Origin of the sequence: Oceanobacillus phoenicis (assembly GCF_047238145.1) — a bacterium.
GTDB lineage: Bacteria > Bacillota > Bacilli > Bacillales > Amphibacillaceae > Oceanobacillus.
This window is the reverse complement of the sequence record NZ_JBDFME010000001.1, coordinates 1001427-1016948: the sequence shown is the minus strand read 5'-3', so window position 1 is coordinate 1016948 and position 15522 is coordinate 1001427. Positions and strand designations below refer to the sequence as shown.

The 15522-nt window shown below is 37.1% G+C and carries 13 protein-coding genes; 2 read left to right on the top strand and 11 right to left on the bottom strand.

Annotated features, from left to right (window positions below; translation table 11 throughout):
* The first annotated feature begins 25 nt into the window (after positions 1-25).
* On the top strand, positions 26-1405 hold the full coding sequence (locus ABC346_RS05490; RefSeq protein WP_413233892.1) for a sensor histidine kinase: 1380 nt from the start codon (positions 26-28) through the stop codon (positions 1403-1405).
* Positions 1406-1622: 217 nt separating this feature from the next.
* Here ABC346_RS05490 and ABC346_RS05485 read toward each other — a convergent pair whose 3' ends face one another.
* Positions 1623-2012, bottom strand: coding sequence for an RDD family protein (locus tag ABC346_RS05485; protein WP_413233891.1), 390 nt, complete (start codon positions 2010-2012; stop codon positions 1623-1625).
* 165 nt (positions 2013-2177) lie between these two features.
* Between ABC346_RS05485 and ABC346_RS05480 the strand changes: the two genes are divergently transcribed.
* On the top strand, positions 2178-3062 hold the full coding sequence (locus ABC346_RS05480; RefSeq protein WP_413233890.1) for a fructose bisphosphate aldolase: 885 nt from the start codon (positions 2178-2180) through the stop codon (positions 3060-3062).
* 683 nt (positions 3063-3745) lie between these two features.
* Here the strand turns inward: ABC346_RS05480 and ABC346_RS05475 are convergent.
* The 10 genes from ABC346_RS05475 to ABC346_RS05430 all read right to left on the bottom strand — a co-directional run bounded on the left by ABC346_RS05475 (position 3746) and on the right by ABC346_RS05430 (position 15510).
* Positions 3746-4207, bottom strand: coding sequence for a YehR family lipoprotein (locus ABC346_RS05475; protein ID WP_413233889.1), 462 nt, complete (start codon positions 4205-4207; stop codon positions 3746-3748).
* A gap of 374 nt (positions 4208-4581) precedes the next feature.
* Positions 4582-6117: an arylsulfatase gene (locus ABC346_RS05470; RefSeq protein WP_413233888.1), complete on the bottom strand. Its 1536-nt coding sequence runs from the start codon at positions 6115-6117 to the stop codon at positions 4582-4584.
* Between the two features lie 19 nt (positions 6118-6136).
* Positions 6137-7918 (bottom strand): glycoside hydrolase family 2 protein, encoded by a 1782-nt coding sequence (locus ABC346_RS05465; protein ID WP_413233887.1) that lies wholly within the window; start codon positions 7916-7918, stop codon positions 6137-6139.
* Between the two features lie 27 nt (positions 7919-7945).
* Complete coding sequence (locus tag ABC346_RS05460; RefSeq protein WP_413233886.1) at positions 7946-8803, bottom strand: carbohydrate ABC transporter permease; 858 nt, start codon at positions 8801-8803, stop codon at positions 7946-7948.
* A gap of 1 nt (position 8804) precedes the next feature.
* Complete coding sequence (locus ABC346_RS05455) at positions 8805-9680, bottom strand: carbohydrate ABC transporter permease (RefSeq protein WP_413233885.1); 876 nt, start codon at positions 9678-9680, stop codon at positions 8805-8807.
* Positions 9681-9703: 23 nt separating this feature from the next.
* A complete protein-coding gene (locus ABC346_RS05450) occupies positions 9704-11008 on the bottom strand; it encodes an extracellular solute-binding protein (protein ID WP_413233884.1) in 1305 nt (434 codons plus the stop codon).
* A gap of 209 nt (positions 11009-11217) precedes the next feature.
* Entirely contained in the window at positions 11218-12138 is a 921-nt protein-coding gene (locus ABC346_RS05445) for an ArsR/SmtB family transcription factor (protein ID WP_413233883.1), read from the bottom strand.
* Positions 12139-12494: 356 nt separating this feature from the next.
* Entirely contained in the window at positions 12495-14003 is a 1509-nt protein-coding gene (locus ABC346_RS05440) for a tripartite tricarboxylate transporter permease (RefSeq protein WP_413233882.1), read from the bottom strand.
* Between the two features lie 28 nt (positions 14004-14031).
* Positions 14032-14490 (bottom strand): tripartite tricarboxylate transporter TctB family protein, encoded by a 459-nt coding sequence (locus tag ABC346_RS05435; RefSeq protein WP_413233881.1) that lies wholly within the window; start codon positions 14488-14490, stop codon positions 14032-14034.
* A gap of 12 nt (positions 14491-14502) precedes the next feature.
* Positions 14503-15510: a tripartite tricarboxylate transporter substrate binding protein gene (locus ABC346_RS05430; protein WP_413233880.1), complete on the bottom strand. Its 1008-nt coding sequence runs from the start codon at positions 15508-15510 to the stop codon at positions 14503-14505.
* Positions 15511-15522: the final 12 nt, after the last annotated feature.

Here is a 15522-nt window from a genome sequence, read left to right as displayed (position 1 = left end):
CTTCCTTAAAGAACAGGTGATTAAGATGAAATGGAAGCTAACCGCTCGTTATTTAATATCTATATTGAGTATTGTTTTTATCGTCTTAGTGGCGAACACGATTATTTTAGTAGGGCTAATGATTTATCAATCTACGCAAGGTGTAGATGAATATGAATATAGCTCTGGTGAAAATTTCACACGTTCTTTTAGTAACCACCTTCGATTAGAAGATAACCAACCTACAATAACAGATACGGGTAAAAATGCATTGGAAGAATTTGGCGCTTGGCTGCAGATTCTAGATGCAAATGGCAGTGTTGTCTCATCCTACCGCGCACCTGAAAATGCAGCCAGTCATTATACACCTCTTGAACTGGTGCATAAGTATAAGTATATGGATGATGACTTCAATACGTATTACATCGGAGAATTTGAAGAATACAGTTACTTAGTCGGGGTTCCCAATTCTAACGAGGAACGAGCTGTATTTATGTATAATCCATCGACGTTTTTAACATACACATCTCAATTCCTTTTAGTAATTATTATTGTAGATTTAATTATTGCGGCAATTGTTGGCTTTCTATTTAGTACGATTCTAACAAAACCTGTAAATCGTATGATTGAAAGGATTAGTGATTTAAAAGAACGAAAATTCTATTCGAAAAAGCCAAAACGTCCAGGCGTATTCAAGCATGTCTTTTCCAATCTAAACGATGTATCCAAAAATCTTCAAGCATATGAAGATGAACGGCAAAAACTCGAAAAAATGCGAAATGAATGGATCAGTAATGTTTCGCATGATATAAAGACGCCACTCTCATCAATCCAGGGGTACGCAGAACTCTTACGAGATGACAATGTTTCATCAGATGAGCGCCTAGAATATGCGGAGGTTATTGAGCGACAGTCGCTGTATATGAAGGGGCTGCTTGAAGATTTTAATTTGACCATGCGGCTACGTAATCAAGAGATGCCGCTCCATCGACAAGAGACAAATATGGTGAGGTTTGTAAGAGAAATGGTGATTGATGTATTGAATGATCCGCAATTCCGGAATAATCAAGTCGATTTTCATAGTACTATAGATAATCTGAACTGGGAAATTGACCAACATTTAATGAAACGAGCTCTCCTTAATTTCATTTATAACGCACTACTTCATAATGATGAAAATGTGGAAATCACGATACAGGTTACTAATGATGGAATTGCTATCCAAGATAACGGAAAAGGTATTGCAAAAGAAGATCAGGAACAAATATTTGAACGTTATTATCGCGGTACGAATACAAAAGACACGCTTGGAACTGGGCTTGGATTAGCGATATCAAGAGATATTATTGAGGCTCATGGTGGAGAAATTCGGTTAACTAGTGAAATTGGAGAAGGAACCGTCATTAACATTTGGATACAGGGTTAAGTGTAAAACACCTCAAGTCAATTTGAGGTGTTATTCATCATTATCAAAAATAGGGTTACTTTAGCCTAACTCATAACCATTGACGGAAAAGATGACTGGTAAATCAGTTTGAATGATTTCATCATCTTGAAGATCCAAAGTAAAAAGCCGACAATTTTAAAGTAATTATCGACTCCACTGCATACATTTTATTTTGTTGTTGTTTGTAAGGGAATTTTTATACCTCTTTCACTACGGTATCTGCATATCTATCTTGAGGTAATACGCTTCCGTCGTTGCCTTCAAAAGCTTTACGATTGCCAATATACTGTAACGTACTGATACAATCACGGTAAGCCATACGCTTTATAATTTGTGATGAAGTTAGCTCTGAACTATTTGTTCCTTCGAGCTTTAAACCTGCTTGCTTATATCCCACCGTTTGCCCGTTTTTGCGTAATTGAGCATATTCCAATCCCCACATCACAACAGTAGGTGTCACCAAAGTATGAACTGCTTCATTTTTTATTTTTTTTCGTAATAGTTGTTCTACACCAATCGTTACTGCAGTAGAAATAGCTAAATCAATGAAATACGCTTTTGTTCTTTTTTTCGTAATAGGTTTCATCTAATATTCCTCCTATGTAGTGGTATAGCTTATATACGCATAATAATGAAGAAGGTTTCAATTACTATAAACATCATGGAATGTTACGATGAATATAGAAGGTTACTTCAACCTCAATTATTTGTACCCATAATAGGGTATACCTAATATAAAGGAGTGAAAGTGATGCAACAAAAACAATTCGATCAAATAAAAAATGGTAAAGGATTCATCGCAGCACTGGACCAAAGTGGAGGAAGTACACCAAAAGCACTTGCTGAATATGGCATACCGAAAGATTCCTATCAGAATGAAGATGAGATGTTTGATTTAGTTCATGAAATGCGAACAAGAATTATTACTTCCCCATCATTCGATTCCAAATCTATTATCGGAGCTATTCTATTTGAACAGACAATGGACCGTAAAATCGAAGGCATGTATACGGGAGATTATCTTGTTGAGAAAAAAGGGATCGTTCCATTTCTAAAAGTGGATAAAGGTCTTGCTGAAGAAACGAATGGCGTACAATTAATGAAGCCAATTGATAATCTGGATAATACGTTGAAACGTGCAAATGAACGACATATATTTGGCACAAAGATGCGTTCCGTAATAAAAGAGGCAAACCCGGAAGCAATTAAAAAAGTCGTCAATCAGCAATTCGATATCGGCAAGAAAATTATTGAAGCCGGCCTCGTACCGATTATTGAGCCAGAAGTGGATATCCATAGTGCTGAAAAAGAAAAATGCGAAGACTTATTAAAAGCAGAAATACTAGACCATCTCAATCAATTAAATGATGATGAGAATGTCATGTTAAAATTAACAATCCCAACAAAGCGCAACCTTTACAAAGAGCTTATCGAGCACCCATGGGTAGTTCGTGTCGTTGCACTATCTGGCGGTTACACTACAGATATAGCGAATCAAAAGCTAAAAGAAAATGACGGTTTGATCGCTAGCTTTTCTCGGGCGCTAAGCCAAGACTTAAATGCAAATCAATCTGATAATGAATTCAATACAACTTTAGAAAAAGCAGTCAAATCCATTTATGAAGCTTCTGTGTAAGTACATTTAGAGTAAAGTGGACTGGGATTGTAGCGAAGTGAAATGAGGTTGGGAACAAATAAAATGTTTTGATCAAAAGACGGATGAAAGATAGAATGAGTGTAAGAAATATACGGAGAGTACTTGAAAATCAAAAATCGATTTTTCGCGTGCGTGGCAATGCTGTTGAGGTCTTCCTTGTCCTATGGGAAGGGAGGCTAAAGAGCAGACCTCGATGCATAACCATCCTAAGGCTCACCAGCCGCCTTAGGATAGGTGGAGCATATTTCTGAAGCTTGTTACCAAATCTATTCATTCCGATTTATCTTTTGCACAAATACTTTTGTCCCAACCACTTTATATATGTTTAACTCTAATCTATAAAAGACAAAATGCGTTGAACTGGATGGAGTCTCGCTCTATTTACTAGAAATCTTGTCTTTTGCTTTTGATTTGGTTTATAGAGCGGTTCTATTCACTATAATTCTCGTGTTTTGCTTTTGATTTGGTTTATAAAGCGGTTCTATTCACTATAATTCTCGTGTTTTGCTTTTGATTTGGTTTATAAAGCGGTTCTATTCACTATAATTCTTGTGTTTCGCTTATGTTTTAGTTTATAGACAGGCTCTTATTATTATTAAATCTTCTTTGATTTGCCACGAATTCGGCATGCACTCTTTTGCCTGAATAACATTCAAGACACACTATTCTACTTCCTCAAATCCCTGCGACTCAATTAATTCTATGGATTTCTCTAAGCTAATTCCTTCCGATGGATCTCCTTCAAACATGGACCCTTCCAATTCCGCTATTTCTTGTGCGTCGGCTTCATTGTAGTCTACCGTTACCTTCTCGATTACTTTATCGTCCTGATATTCAATTTCATGGGTTAAGCCATCAATATTTTGATAATCTTCGACTAATGGTGCTAATAGCTCTTCCGCTTCTTCTTTTGTTGTTACCCCTAAGGCCCTATATTCTATCTCACTTTCCGATACTTGCTTTACAACTTTGTCATCTTCTGCCGTATAAGTTAGTGTGATCGAGATTCCTTGTTCTTCAGTCTGATACGTCACCGTTTCTTCGCTATTACAAGCAACTAGAGTGAACATCGTAACAACGATGAACAGTAATCCTGCCATTCGAACTAAAAAACGCTTTTCCATGCATTCCTCTCCTATCATTTTCTGAATAATCAAAGGGTGTCTGCATAAAGATAGTTGGAGGTTAAATAAGTTAAATTCCGACATGATATGAGGATGAGAACAGAATAGTTGGTCTATGTAATGGATGATCTATTCCCTAATTTGTTTCCATTTATCCCTTCTAAACACACTGTATAAATGTATTCCTTCATAAGTAATTTATGCCAAAAAAGAAGAAACTTTTATCTTCAAAAAGTGGAATACAGGTAGGGGTTACGTTTAAAATAATATTTCATTGCTCTTCTTTTGAGCTACCATCTTTCAACTCAAAATGAAAACGAACAATATTCTAGATATACATCCAAAGTATTGTTCGTTATCTCCTTAAGCCTTATTTATTTTTTCTTAGGAAATACATCTGTTCGCGCTGCCCATTCCTCCCAAATCCCAATCATTTCTTTGACTAATTCAGGATGCTGATCCTTTAAATTATTTAATTCAGTACGATCATTATTAATGTCATATAGCTCCCAGTCCATTTCTCTTACTTTTGATAATTTCCATTTCCCTTTCCTCACACCACAATGATGTTCATGTTCAAAACAAAAAGTACGTTCTGTTGCATCTTCTCCTTCAAAGGCAGGAACTAAGCTATCTCCTTCCATCGGTAAAATATGATGGTCATTATACTGGCTCGGATACGGTGCACCTGTGATGTCTACAAGTGTTGCCATAATATCAATAAAGTGACCTGGTCGATGGTCAACTTCACCGTGCTTCAATACCTTAGAAGGCCAATGTGCAATTAACGGCGTACTAATTCCACCCTCGTGGCTGTAATGTTTATATAACTGAAGGGGAGTACTGCTTGCATTCGCCCAGCCAGATCCATAGCTATGATACGACTCTGGTCCACCCATTTTTTCCAGATCTTCTTTTCGATGCAGAAAGTTTGAAGTCGTGATCCAATTATCAAATCCCCATGGATCCCATTCTCCACAGGCACCATTATCTGAACAAAATAAGATTAACGTGTTTTCCAATTCATTATTTTTTTCTAAATCTTCCATGACTCTGCCAATATTCTGATCCATGCGATCAATCATACCAGCATAAATCGCCATTCTCTTTGTTAAATCTCGTTGTCTGTCAAGATCAATAGAATCCCATGCCGGATTCACTCCTTGAATGTCCCGATCACGATCCCAATACTTCGCACGCGGTGGCAGTTCCGTATCTTCTGATACAATGCCTAGACCTTTCATTCGTTCTAATCGATCTTTTCGAATATCGTCCCAACCGACTTGATATACCTTCTCATATTTCTTTATTTCTTCTTTCGGCGCTTGTAATGGAAAATGCGGTGCATTATACGATAAATATAGAAAATATGGGTTTTCTTCCTCCCTAGCCTCGGTAATAAAATCTAAGGCATAATCCGTAATTGCATCTGTTGCATAAAACTCTCCGTCTTTATAATGCCGTTCTGACCTTCCAATGGGTAGGCGAGAATAATCGGATTGATCCCAGAAACTCGTAAACCCTCCTAGTAATCCATAAAACTCATCAAACCCACGTTCTGTTGGCCTGATTTCTCCTACATGCCATTTTCCAGACAGATACGTACGATATCCTACTTGTTTTACTACTTCTGCCAAGGTGACACATTGATTCTTTAAAAATCCTCGATATCCGGGAGTTTCCTGATCTTCCGTCATCTCTCCGACACCTGCTTGATGCGGATATAACCCACTCAAAATAGATGCTCGGCTAGGGCAGCAACGCGCAGAATTATAAAATTGCGTGAATCGTAAACCATTGTTTGCTAATCTATCTAAGTTTGGCGTATTTATTTCACTGCCGAAAGAACCTAAATCGGAAAAACCTAAGTCATCTGCTAGAATCAAAATGATATTAGGACGTTTTGCCATTTTATTACCTCCAACCATATTACAGTCTTCGATCATTCACTTCTTTTATTTTCTCTAAGGCTACCTTTGGTTCTCTGTTTTCTTTCAAAAGACCGTTCACTTCTTGCTGCACATCAGTTGTTTGTGTATAACAGTAACCACTTACGTAAGGTAATTTTTTAATGGCATCTGTAATTTGTTGAAACCGATTCAAAAAAGCTTCTGTTGTTGATACTTGGTTCCCATATCCCCAACCCTTTTCATCTCGAAAAGCAATTCCTCCATATTCAGTAATAATTACTGGCTGGCCTTTATAAGAGTAACCTTGTGCGAATGCATATTTACCATTATTATGCGGTATTTTATTTTCCAAGATAGGTTCTTTATCTTTGTATCTGTCGTAAAATACGTCACCTAATTCTTCGTAATCATGCAAGGCGATAATATCGGATATGGTATGTTCCCAACCATCGTTTACTATAACTGGTCTATCTGCATCTATAGATTTAGTTAAATAATAAATAGCTTCTGTAAATGTTTGTTGCTTCCGGTCTGTAAATATTTGTGGCACGCCCCATGACTCATTAAATGGAACCCATGTAATAATCGAGGGATGATTATAATGTTGCTTAACAATTTCTTGCCACTCCCGTGTAAAGTTCTCAATAGCAACATCTGAGAACTCATACGTTGCTGCCATCTCAGACCAGACGAGCAAGCCTTTCTTATCACACCAATATAGAAAACGTTCATCTTCTACCTTTTGGTGCTTTCTCACGCCGTTATACCCCATCGCTATTGTCTTTTCAATATCTTCAATCATCGCATCATCTGATGGTGGGGTTAGCATTGTATCCGCCCAATACCCCTGATCTAATAGTAATTTTTGATAGATCGGCGTGTTATTTAGCAGTACTTTTCCATCTTTTATAGAAATCTTTCTCATACCAAAATAGGAATTGACTTCATCTGTCAAAGCTTCCTCTACATAGACTTTAAATGTTACATCATATAGATTTGGATGTTCGGGTGTCCAGTGCTTTACCTTCCATTCATGAAAATCTGAAACAATAGATACTTCCATTTGCTCATTGATTCGATTTGGTGTAATGGAGAATTGTTTTACCATTTCTCCATTAAATTGAATCGTCGTTTCAATACGACAAGGCTCCTTTGGAAGGTAATTTAACTGATACTCAAAATCCACTGAGTTCGTATCTAACTTCGGAGTGATTTTCACATTATCTAACGTTGTCTCCGGAAGAAATTCTAACCATACTGTTTGCCATATTCCTGTTTGCTGTACGTACCAGCAACCAAAATTGTTATCAATCCAGCGCTGTTTTCCCCTTGGCTGATAGCAACTCTGGCTATCCTCTACTTTAACAACAAGTTCATTATCTTTACTTGTATCAATAACATCCGATATATCAAATGAAAATGCCGCATACCCGCCAGCATGTGAACCGACAAACACTCCATTTATCCATACTTTCGTCAGGTAATCCGATGCTTGAAAACGTAATATTACGCGTTTATCTGCATGCTCATTCGGAATTTGTAATTGTCTTTGATACCACACATACGGATGAAATGTTTCATCTCCAATTCCGCTTGCTTTTGTCTCATACGTAAAAGGAACCTGTATTTCATTGGCAAATGGCGGTTTAGAATGCCACTGGCTCTTCTCCCCCATATTATTATCATCGAATGAGAACTTCCATGTGCCATTCAAGTTCTGCCAATCATGGCGTTGATATTGCGGTCGTGGATACTCTGTCCGTTGATACGTCTTTGCTTTCGTTGTGATAGTTTCTTTCATCATTCTTCACTCCTCTGTTATCCTTTGTTATCCTTTTATTCCTGTAAAACTAATTCCCTTAACAATTTGTTTTTCAAATAGTAGAAATGCAATAATCACCGGAATAGAAGCGATTGCATTTGCTGTCATCGGTAATACATATGCTTGTGAGTAAGTAGAATTAAATACTGGCAGTCCAACTGGCAAGGTATACAATGTTTCTGAAAGAATGGATAAGTATGGCCATAAGAAGTTATTCCATGAACCAATAAATGTGAATATACCAATTGCCGCAAGAGCAGGTTTTGCTAAAGGTAAAACAATTTTGTAATACAATTTAAAGTAGGAGCAACCATCAATCGTTGCACTCTCGATCACTTCCTTCGGGATGCCATCAAAGAAACTCTTTAAAATGATAACGCCAAGAGGAGATGCAATCATTGGCAATATTAGTCCTGTATAACTATCAATTAGCCCCATACTTTTCACTATTTCATATAATGGAATAATAGTTGCCTCTCCTGGAATCATCAAACCTAATAAGAAAAATACAAATATGAAATTTTTAAAGCGGAACTTCATTTGTGAAATCGCAAAAGCCGCAAATGAAGTAATAATTAATGTAAGAATTGTTGTTATAAAAGCTACGAAGAAACTATTAAACAACCACCGCAGAATCAAGCTATCCATTATAATATCGATATAATTTGTAATCGTATATGGCGGAAGGAACCACTCCAGGGGATTCGTTGTTGAAAAACCATCTGGCTTAATCGAAACAAATAACATCCATATAATAGGTGTAATAAATATCAAAGACACAACTACCCCTAGCAAAACCTTTCCTTTTATTAAAGGATCCCGATTACGCTCTAACGCTTTATTTTTAGAAGTCTTAGTACCCATCTTAGTTTCCCTCCGATCGTTGGTTTTTCAATTGCAAGATAGATAAAATAAGTAAGATAAAGAATAAAGCATACGACATCGTGGCAGCATAACCTAAGTTATTCTGCGTGAATCCCACTTCGTAAATATATTGGATCAATGGTCGAGTGGAACCACCAGGACCACCGCCAGTAATTAAGAGAATTTGCGCGAATACTTTATAGGACGCCAGAATCTGCAATAGGATAATGACACGTCCGATTGGAACTAATTGCGGAAGTGTAATATAACGAAATTGTTCCCATCTAGATGCACCATCGATTTCACTAGCTTCATAATAAGAATCTGGTATCTCTTGCAAACTCGTAAGAAACAAGATCATATTAAAACCTACTGACCACCATAGTGTTACTACAACTATGCTTACCCAAGCTAACGTCTTATCTGCCATCCAAAACGGCTCTGCATTAATACCGAACATTTGAATAACGGTATTCACCAATCCGTTATATGGTTGCAGCATAAATATAGCTAAGAACGAAATAACCGCTACAGATAAGATACTCGGTAGAAAAAATGAACTCCGGAAAAATGTTTTCCATTTAGTATTTAAATTTGCCAAAAGTGCTAATCCCAAAGCTAAAATAACCATCGTAGGGGTTGTTAAAAGTACGAATAAAGTCGTGTTCCATAATGTCTGCCAGAAGAATGGATCATTAAACATTTCCACATAGTTTTGTAAGCCAACGAACTCCATCTTTCGGACCAAATTCCAATCATATAAGCTCATTTCCAAACCTTTAAAAATAGGTACTATCGTAAATAACATATACGCAATAAAAAAAGGTAATAAAAATGGAATCGCTTTCATATCATTCATCCATGTTCTCTTATTCATTTATATCTCCCCCCTTTTTTAATTTAATCTTCTATTAATTCCTTTACTTCTTTTTCAATTTGTTGAAAAGCATCTTCAGGTGTTACTTCATTACTCCAAATACGATCTAGATTTCGAATCATAATGTCATTTATCCCTCGATAATAAATATTTCGATCAGCGAAATTCACGTAGTTTGCAACCTCTGCATAATCTTCGCGATATGGCATATCTTTAAATTCTTTCGAGGAAACCACTGTATCTTTCGCCGGAATATGTCCCGCCTGTGCCCAGATAGCTCCTTTATCTGTAGCATAATCCATAAACGCTACTGCACCTGCTTGAACTTCGGGATTAAGTTCTTCATAGAAAGGTAATACAAACGTATGCGATCCACCCCATGCTCCTTTTTCACCAAAAATAGTTGGGATAGGCATCGCCGTAAATTCCAAGCCTTCAGTCCCTTCCCAAATTCCCGTCGACCAAACTCCTGTGGCTATTGTAGCTGCTTTCTCAGACTGGAAATCTGTATAAAAGTCTGCAAGGTTCAATGGAATAACCTCATCCTCATACCAGAATTTATGCATATACTCCGCAGCTTCTATTGCTTTTTCCGTATCTAATACATAAGAAGGATTCTCTAAATCATCTGAAACGATATTTTCTCCACCAAGTTGAGTATAGAATGTCCACCAATGCCTATAGCTGTCCATTCCTACTGTTGGGAAAGCTAATGCAAATTGATCTTCTGGCAGCTCTTCTTTTAATGTCAGAAAGAAATCCCTATACCCATCTGGCGTTTCTTCCATTTCTATTGTTCCATCTTCATTCATTAACCCCGCATCATCGACTGTTTCATTATTGACATACATTATATGTGGATGCGTATCTATCGGAATAGCATAATGGTTTTCATCAAAAACCGTTTGTTGCAGAATATTTGTATTAAATTCATTCCAGTCAACACCAACTTCTGACGCATACTCATCTAATGGTTGTAATATACCTAAATTTACAAGTTCAGGCAGAGTATGAGAGTGAGATATCGCAATATCAGGTCCTTTACCAGCACCTAGACTGGTAATTAATTTTGTGTAGTATTCGTCATAATCTTGCTGGATATTATTCACATAATACTTATCCTGGCTCTTATTAAATTCATCCACTATCGTCTGCATAAATTCTGCATCTCCACCAGCAAATAAGTTCCACATCTTTATTTCAACCACTCCTTCTGGGACGTCTGCACTTTTTCCACGGACAAGTCGATCAACACCAGAACATGCTACTGAAGTTAACAAAACGAAAATCATGGTCAAACTAATAACAATGAGCGTCTTTTTACGCATTCTGCACTCCTCCTTTTATTACAAAAAATATGTATATATTCTGATTTCCTGTATATTAAATAAAATAATACGCTTGCATTTCTGAAAAGTCAATAAACATTTTGGTTGATTTGCAACCTAATCTTTCATTTATTTAGGTATACACAGCACAAAAATTTTATAATTTGCTACAGAAAAAAAGATCCATTCCTATGAATGAATCTCGAAAATCATACAAAATCTATTGATAAATTTATATCTTGATCATAATCTCCAAAGCCTTTTCCAAATAAGTTAATACCACCTTTATGAAGTGCCCCTTCTTTAATACCAACTTTAATGGTGATGTAGCTTTGGTTAGCGATATCTAGCTGATCTATCGTACAACCCGACAAGCGAACATCATCGATAAACGTCGCTTCGTTAGTAACTTTCCAAGTTTTTAAGCTCCCATATTGTGTACTTGTTGTTTCGGTCCAAAAGGTAGGATTTAGTTTACCTGGTCGATCACCATAATCACCCGGACTCGTCCATGTCCCGATATCAACATCATTCATCCAAATTGTTATATCTGAGGGCCAATTATGATCATGGTTTGGTGCTTCTGAACAAATTTCCATAGATAGCTTTACACTTGTTATCTCCGCATCACGAGGTATAACGATTGGAAACTTATACTCAAAATAACCTTTTCTCGTCCAAATTAATTGCGCCTTTGAACGCTCCGGACTATAAAAATGAACTGGCTCATCTTCAGGTATAAGGAATCTCTCATCACTAACCATTCCACAAGTTGGCGCTACCTCAAAATCCGTATACTGTCCAATCGGCATTTCTAACGTATAATTTTTCTGTTGTGATGTGTAATCCCTTTTATTAAGTTCAATATGAATATCATCAAAATTTCTGGAACAGACTTTCATTGCTCCTCTTGTCGCAGGACGTAATTCAGTATGTATAAGTGAGGCTTCTTCCAACACTTTCACATGTGAAGCAGTCGTAAATACCGGTATCCCTAATGTGTCTGCCATTTGGTGAATATTCATATTCCCTTCATTTAATAACTTTATTATTTGCAAGCGCACGTCAGATCCTAACGCATGTGCGACTCTCTTTAATGTTTCTGGTTCTTTTATTGAAAGTTCTAACAATACAAATCCCCCTTCTAAATACATAATTATTGTAATAATACAGATTTTTTATTTATTTCTTATAATCATACTATAATAATTAGAATAATTGAATGACTATTTAAGTGAAACACCTTTGAGATTATTAAGTTTATAAAATTCCTTATACTATATTTTAAGCTTAAACAGCTAAAAAGAATGAAGAATTAGGCCAGATCATCATTAAAAGGAGTAGAGGCATGTAGTCTCTACTCCCTTATTTCTTAAACTATCCCCATGATTTTTGATAATCTAGTAAATATACTTTTTCAAAAGGCAATTCTTGACCATAAGAATTCCTTGCTCAATGGCACAATGAATAAATAAGGTTGTGCCGCCTAAATTATATTTTCCATTTGTTCCTCTTCTTGCTTCTTACGTTTTCTACGATCACGCCATGCTGGTACGACTAAAGCAAGAATCATAATGACAAATAAAGACATCGCAAGTGGACTTGTATAAAATATACTCCATGACCCACCTGAAATTGTAAGGGATTGACGTAAGGCTTGTTCCATCATCCCACCAAGTATAAATGCTAGAATAAATGGCGCTGCAGGAAACGCAAAGATTCGCATAAAATAACCTAAGATTCCAAATAAGACGAGTAAGTATAAATCAAAGGTGCTAAAGCTTACTGCATACACCCCTATTAAACTGGAAACAATAACCAATGAGATTAGTAGAGGCCTTGGTACTTTTAAGATTTTCACGAAATATGGGATCAATGGAAGATTCAATACCAATAAAAAGATGTTCCCAATGTACATACTAGCTATGACACCCCAGAAGATAGTAGGGTTTTCGGTCATTAACAAAGGACCAGGCTGAACACCTAATACAAGGAATGCACCCAACATGACTGCCGTCGTTCCTGAACCCGGTATACCTAAACTTAATAGTGGCACAAACGCACCACTCGTTGCAGCATTATTTGCCGTTTCTGGAGCTGTGAGCCCTTTGACCGAGCCTTTTCCAAACTCTTTGGGATTCTTCGCTATCTTCTTTTCACTTATGTATGCAACAAAAGATGATATTGTCGCCCCTGCTCCTGGTAATACTCCAAGTAAAAAGCCTAAAAATGATTGTCGTGTTAAGGGTCCTTTCATTTCTTTTACATCTTTTTTAGAAAGTTTTAAACTCCCGATATTAGCTAATCCGTTCATTTTTTTCTTACGATTTAAAATTAAGAAACACACCTCTGCAAGGGCAAATACCCCTAATGCAATAATAAGAAAATCAATTCCATCTAATAGATTAACGCTACCAAATGTAAACCGACTTGTGCCTGTCTGTGAATCGATTCCAATCGTCACGACCATAAAGCCTAATACGGCTGATATTAATGCTTTCATCGTTGAACCATCCGATAAACTGGCAATTGCAGTTAACCCGAGTAACATTAGTGCAAAGTATTCCGGTGGTCCAAATATAATTGCTACGCTTGCAAGCATTGGCGCAAAAAGCATGAGTAAGATTACACTCACTGTTCCACCGACAAACGATGCAATTGCAGAAATCGCTAATGCTTTTCCTGCTTTCCCCTGCTGCGCCATTGGATATCCATCAAAGGATGCGGCCACAGTACCAGCAACTCCTGGAGCATTTAATAATATAGAAGAAGTTGATCCGCCATACATCGAACCGTAATACACACCAGCCATCATAACTAATGCGACTGTCGCATCCATTCCATATGTAACTGGTATCATGATTGCAATTGCACTAATCGGTCCTAGTCCCGGTATCATCCCAATAATTGTTCCGATTAAGACACCAAGAAATACAAATAGAATTGCTTCTAAACTGAAAGCTACTTGAAAACCTTGTAAAATACCATCAAACATACCTTTTCACTCCCTTCATAATCAAGTTCTAAAATGGAAGAAATCCAGCTGGCAAACGAATTGCTAATCCATAGTTAAACAAGCTATAAGCTCCAACTGAAAATAATAAACCTGTTAGAATCAATACCGTCCAATTTTTATATCCTAAAAATCGTGAACTCGCTACAATAAATAAAAATGTCATGATTACAAATCCAAACACTTCTAACACTGTAATATAAAGAAGAATCATTGCGAGTACTCCAAGGAGCATGAGAACTTCCTTTTTCGGTATCACGCGCATCTTTTTTTGCTCTTCGGTATCTGTATCTTTACTAAAGAAAAAGAAAACGGATAGGATTAATAACGCAAATCCTAATAACTTCGGTACTAAATCCGCATCCACAGGTACAAAAATATATGCTGGCAGCTGATAAGCCATAATCAAATAACCAACAGCAATAATCATTAACACCAGAGACAATCCTCTATTTATCGATAACTTCATTTTCATCCTCCTCTATTCATCGATAAAACCAAGATCTTTTAATATCTTCTCTAATTCCACGTATTGTTCATCTAAAAAGACTTGGAATTCTTCACTGTCCATAAATTGCTCATCCCATCCATACATTTCTCGAACCTCTGCAAATGCATCCGATTCAGATACTTCTCGAAATGCTTGTTCATAATAAGCAAGTTGCTCTTCTGTCATATCTGGTGGACCAAACATTCCTCTCCAAACGATAAATTCTGCATCAATTCCTTGTTCTTTTGCCGTTGGTAGCGTTTCCAAGAATTCATCTCCTTCAATTCTTTCTGGTGCTGTAATACCTAAAATCTTCATTTTCCCGGCACGGGCTTGGTCTACAGCATCCATCACACCGGTCGAAATCACATCCACACTACCATTTAGAACAGAAGTCATCCCTCCACCATCTTGGTCGGATATATAACGGATTTTCGTAATATCTACTCCTGCCTTATCCGCGAACATCATAAATTGGATATGATCCATACTCCCTGGTGAAGATACACCAACGACGGTTACACTTTCTGGATCTTCTTTCATATCTGCAAACAATTCATCCAATGTATCCCACTTCGCGTCTTCACGGACTGCAAATGCTCCGTAGTCTGCAATTAAGTTTGCGATAGGTGTAAAATCCTCGTAACCAAAGGGAGATTGACCATTTAGGTAAACAAAATGTAATGGCGGGGAACTGACAAAGATATTATGTGGGTCATTCCGCTTATGTATGTACGACCAAGCTACAGCTCCACCACCACCCGGTTTATTTACAACACCAAAATTTTGATCGACAATACCTTCTTCTTCAACCGTTCGCGCTAACATTCGCGCAGTTGTATCCCATCCTCCACCAGCAGCTGCTGGAGCAATTATTTCAATTGAACGATCAGGCACCCACTCTCCCTGGTCGTTTACAGATCCACTTTGTACAGGTAACGAGCACCCAACAAGTAAGATAAGAGGTAAAATAAAAAATGCCACTGACCTTCTTAACAATGTAAGCGCCTC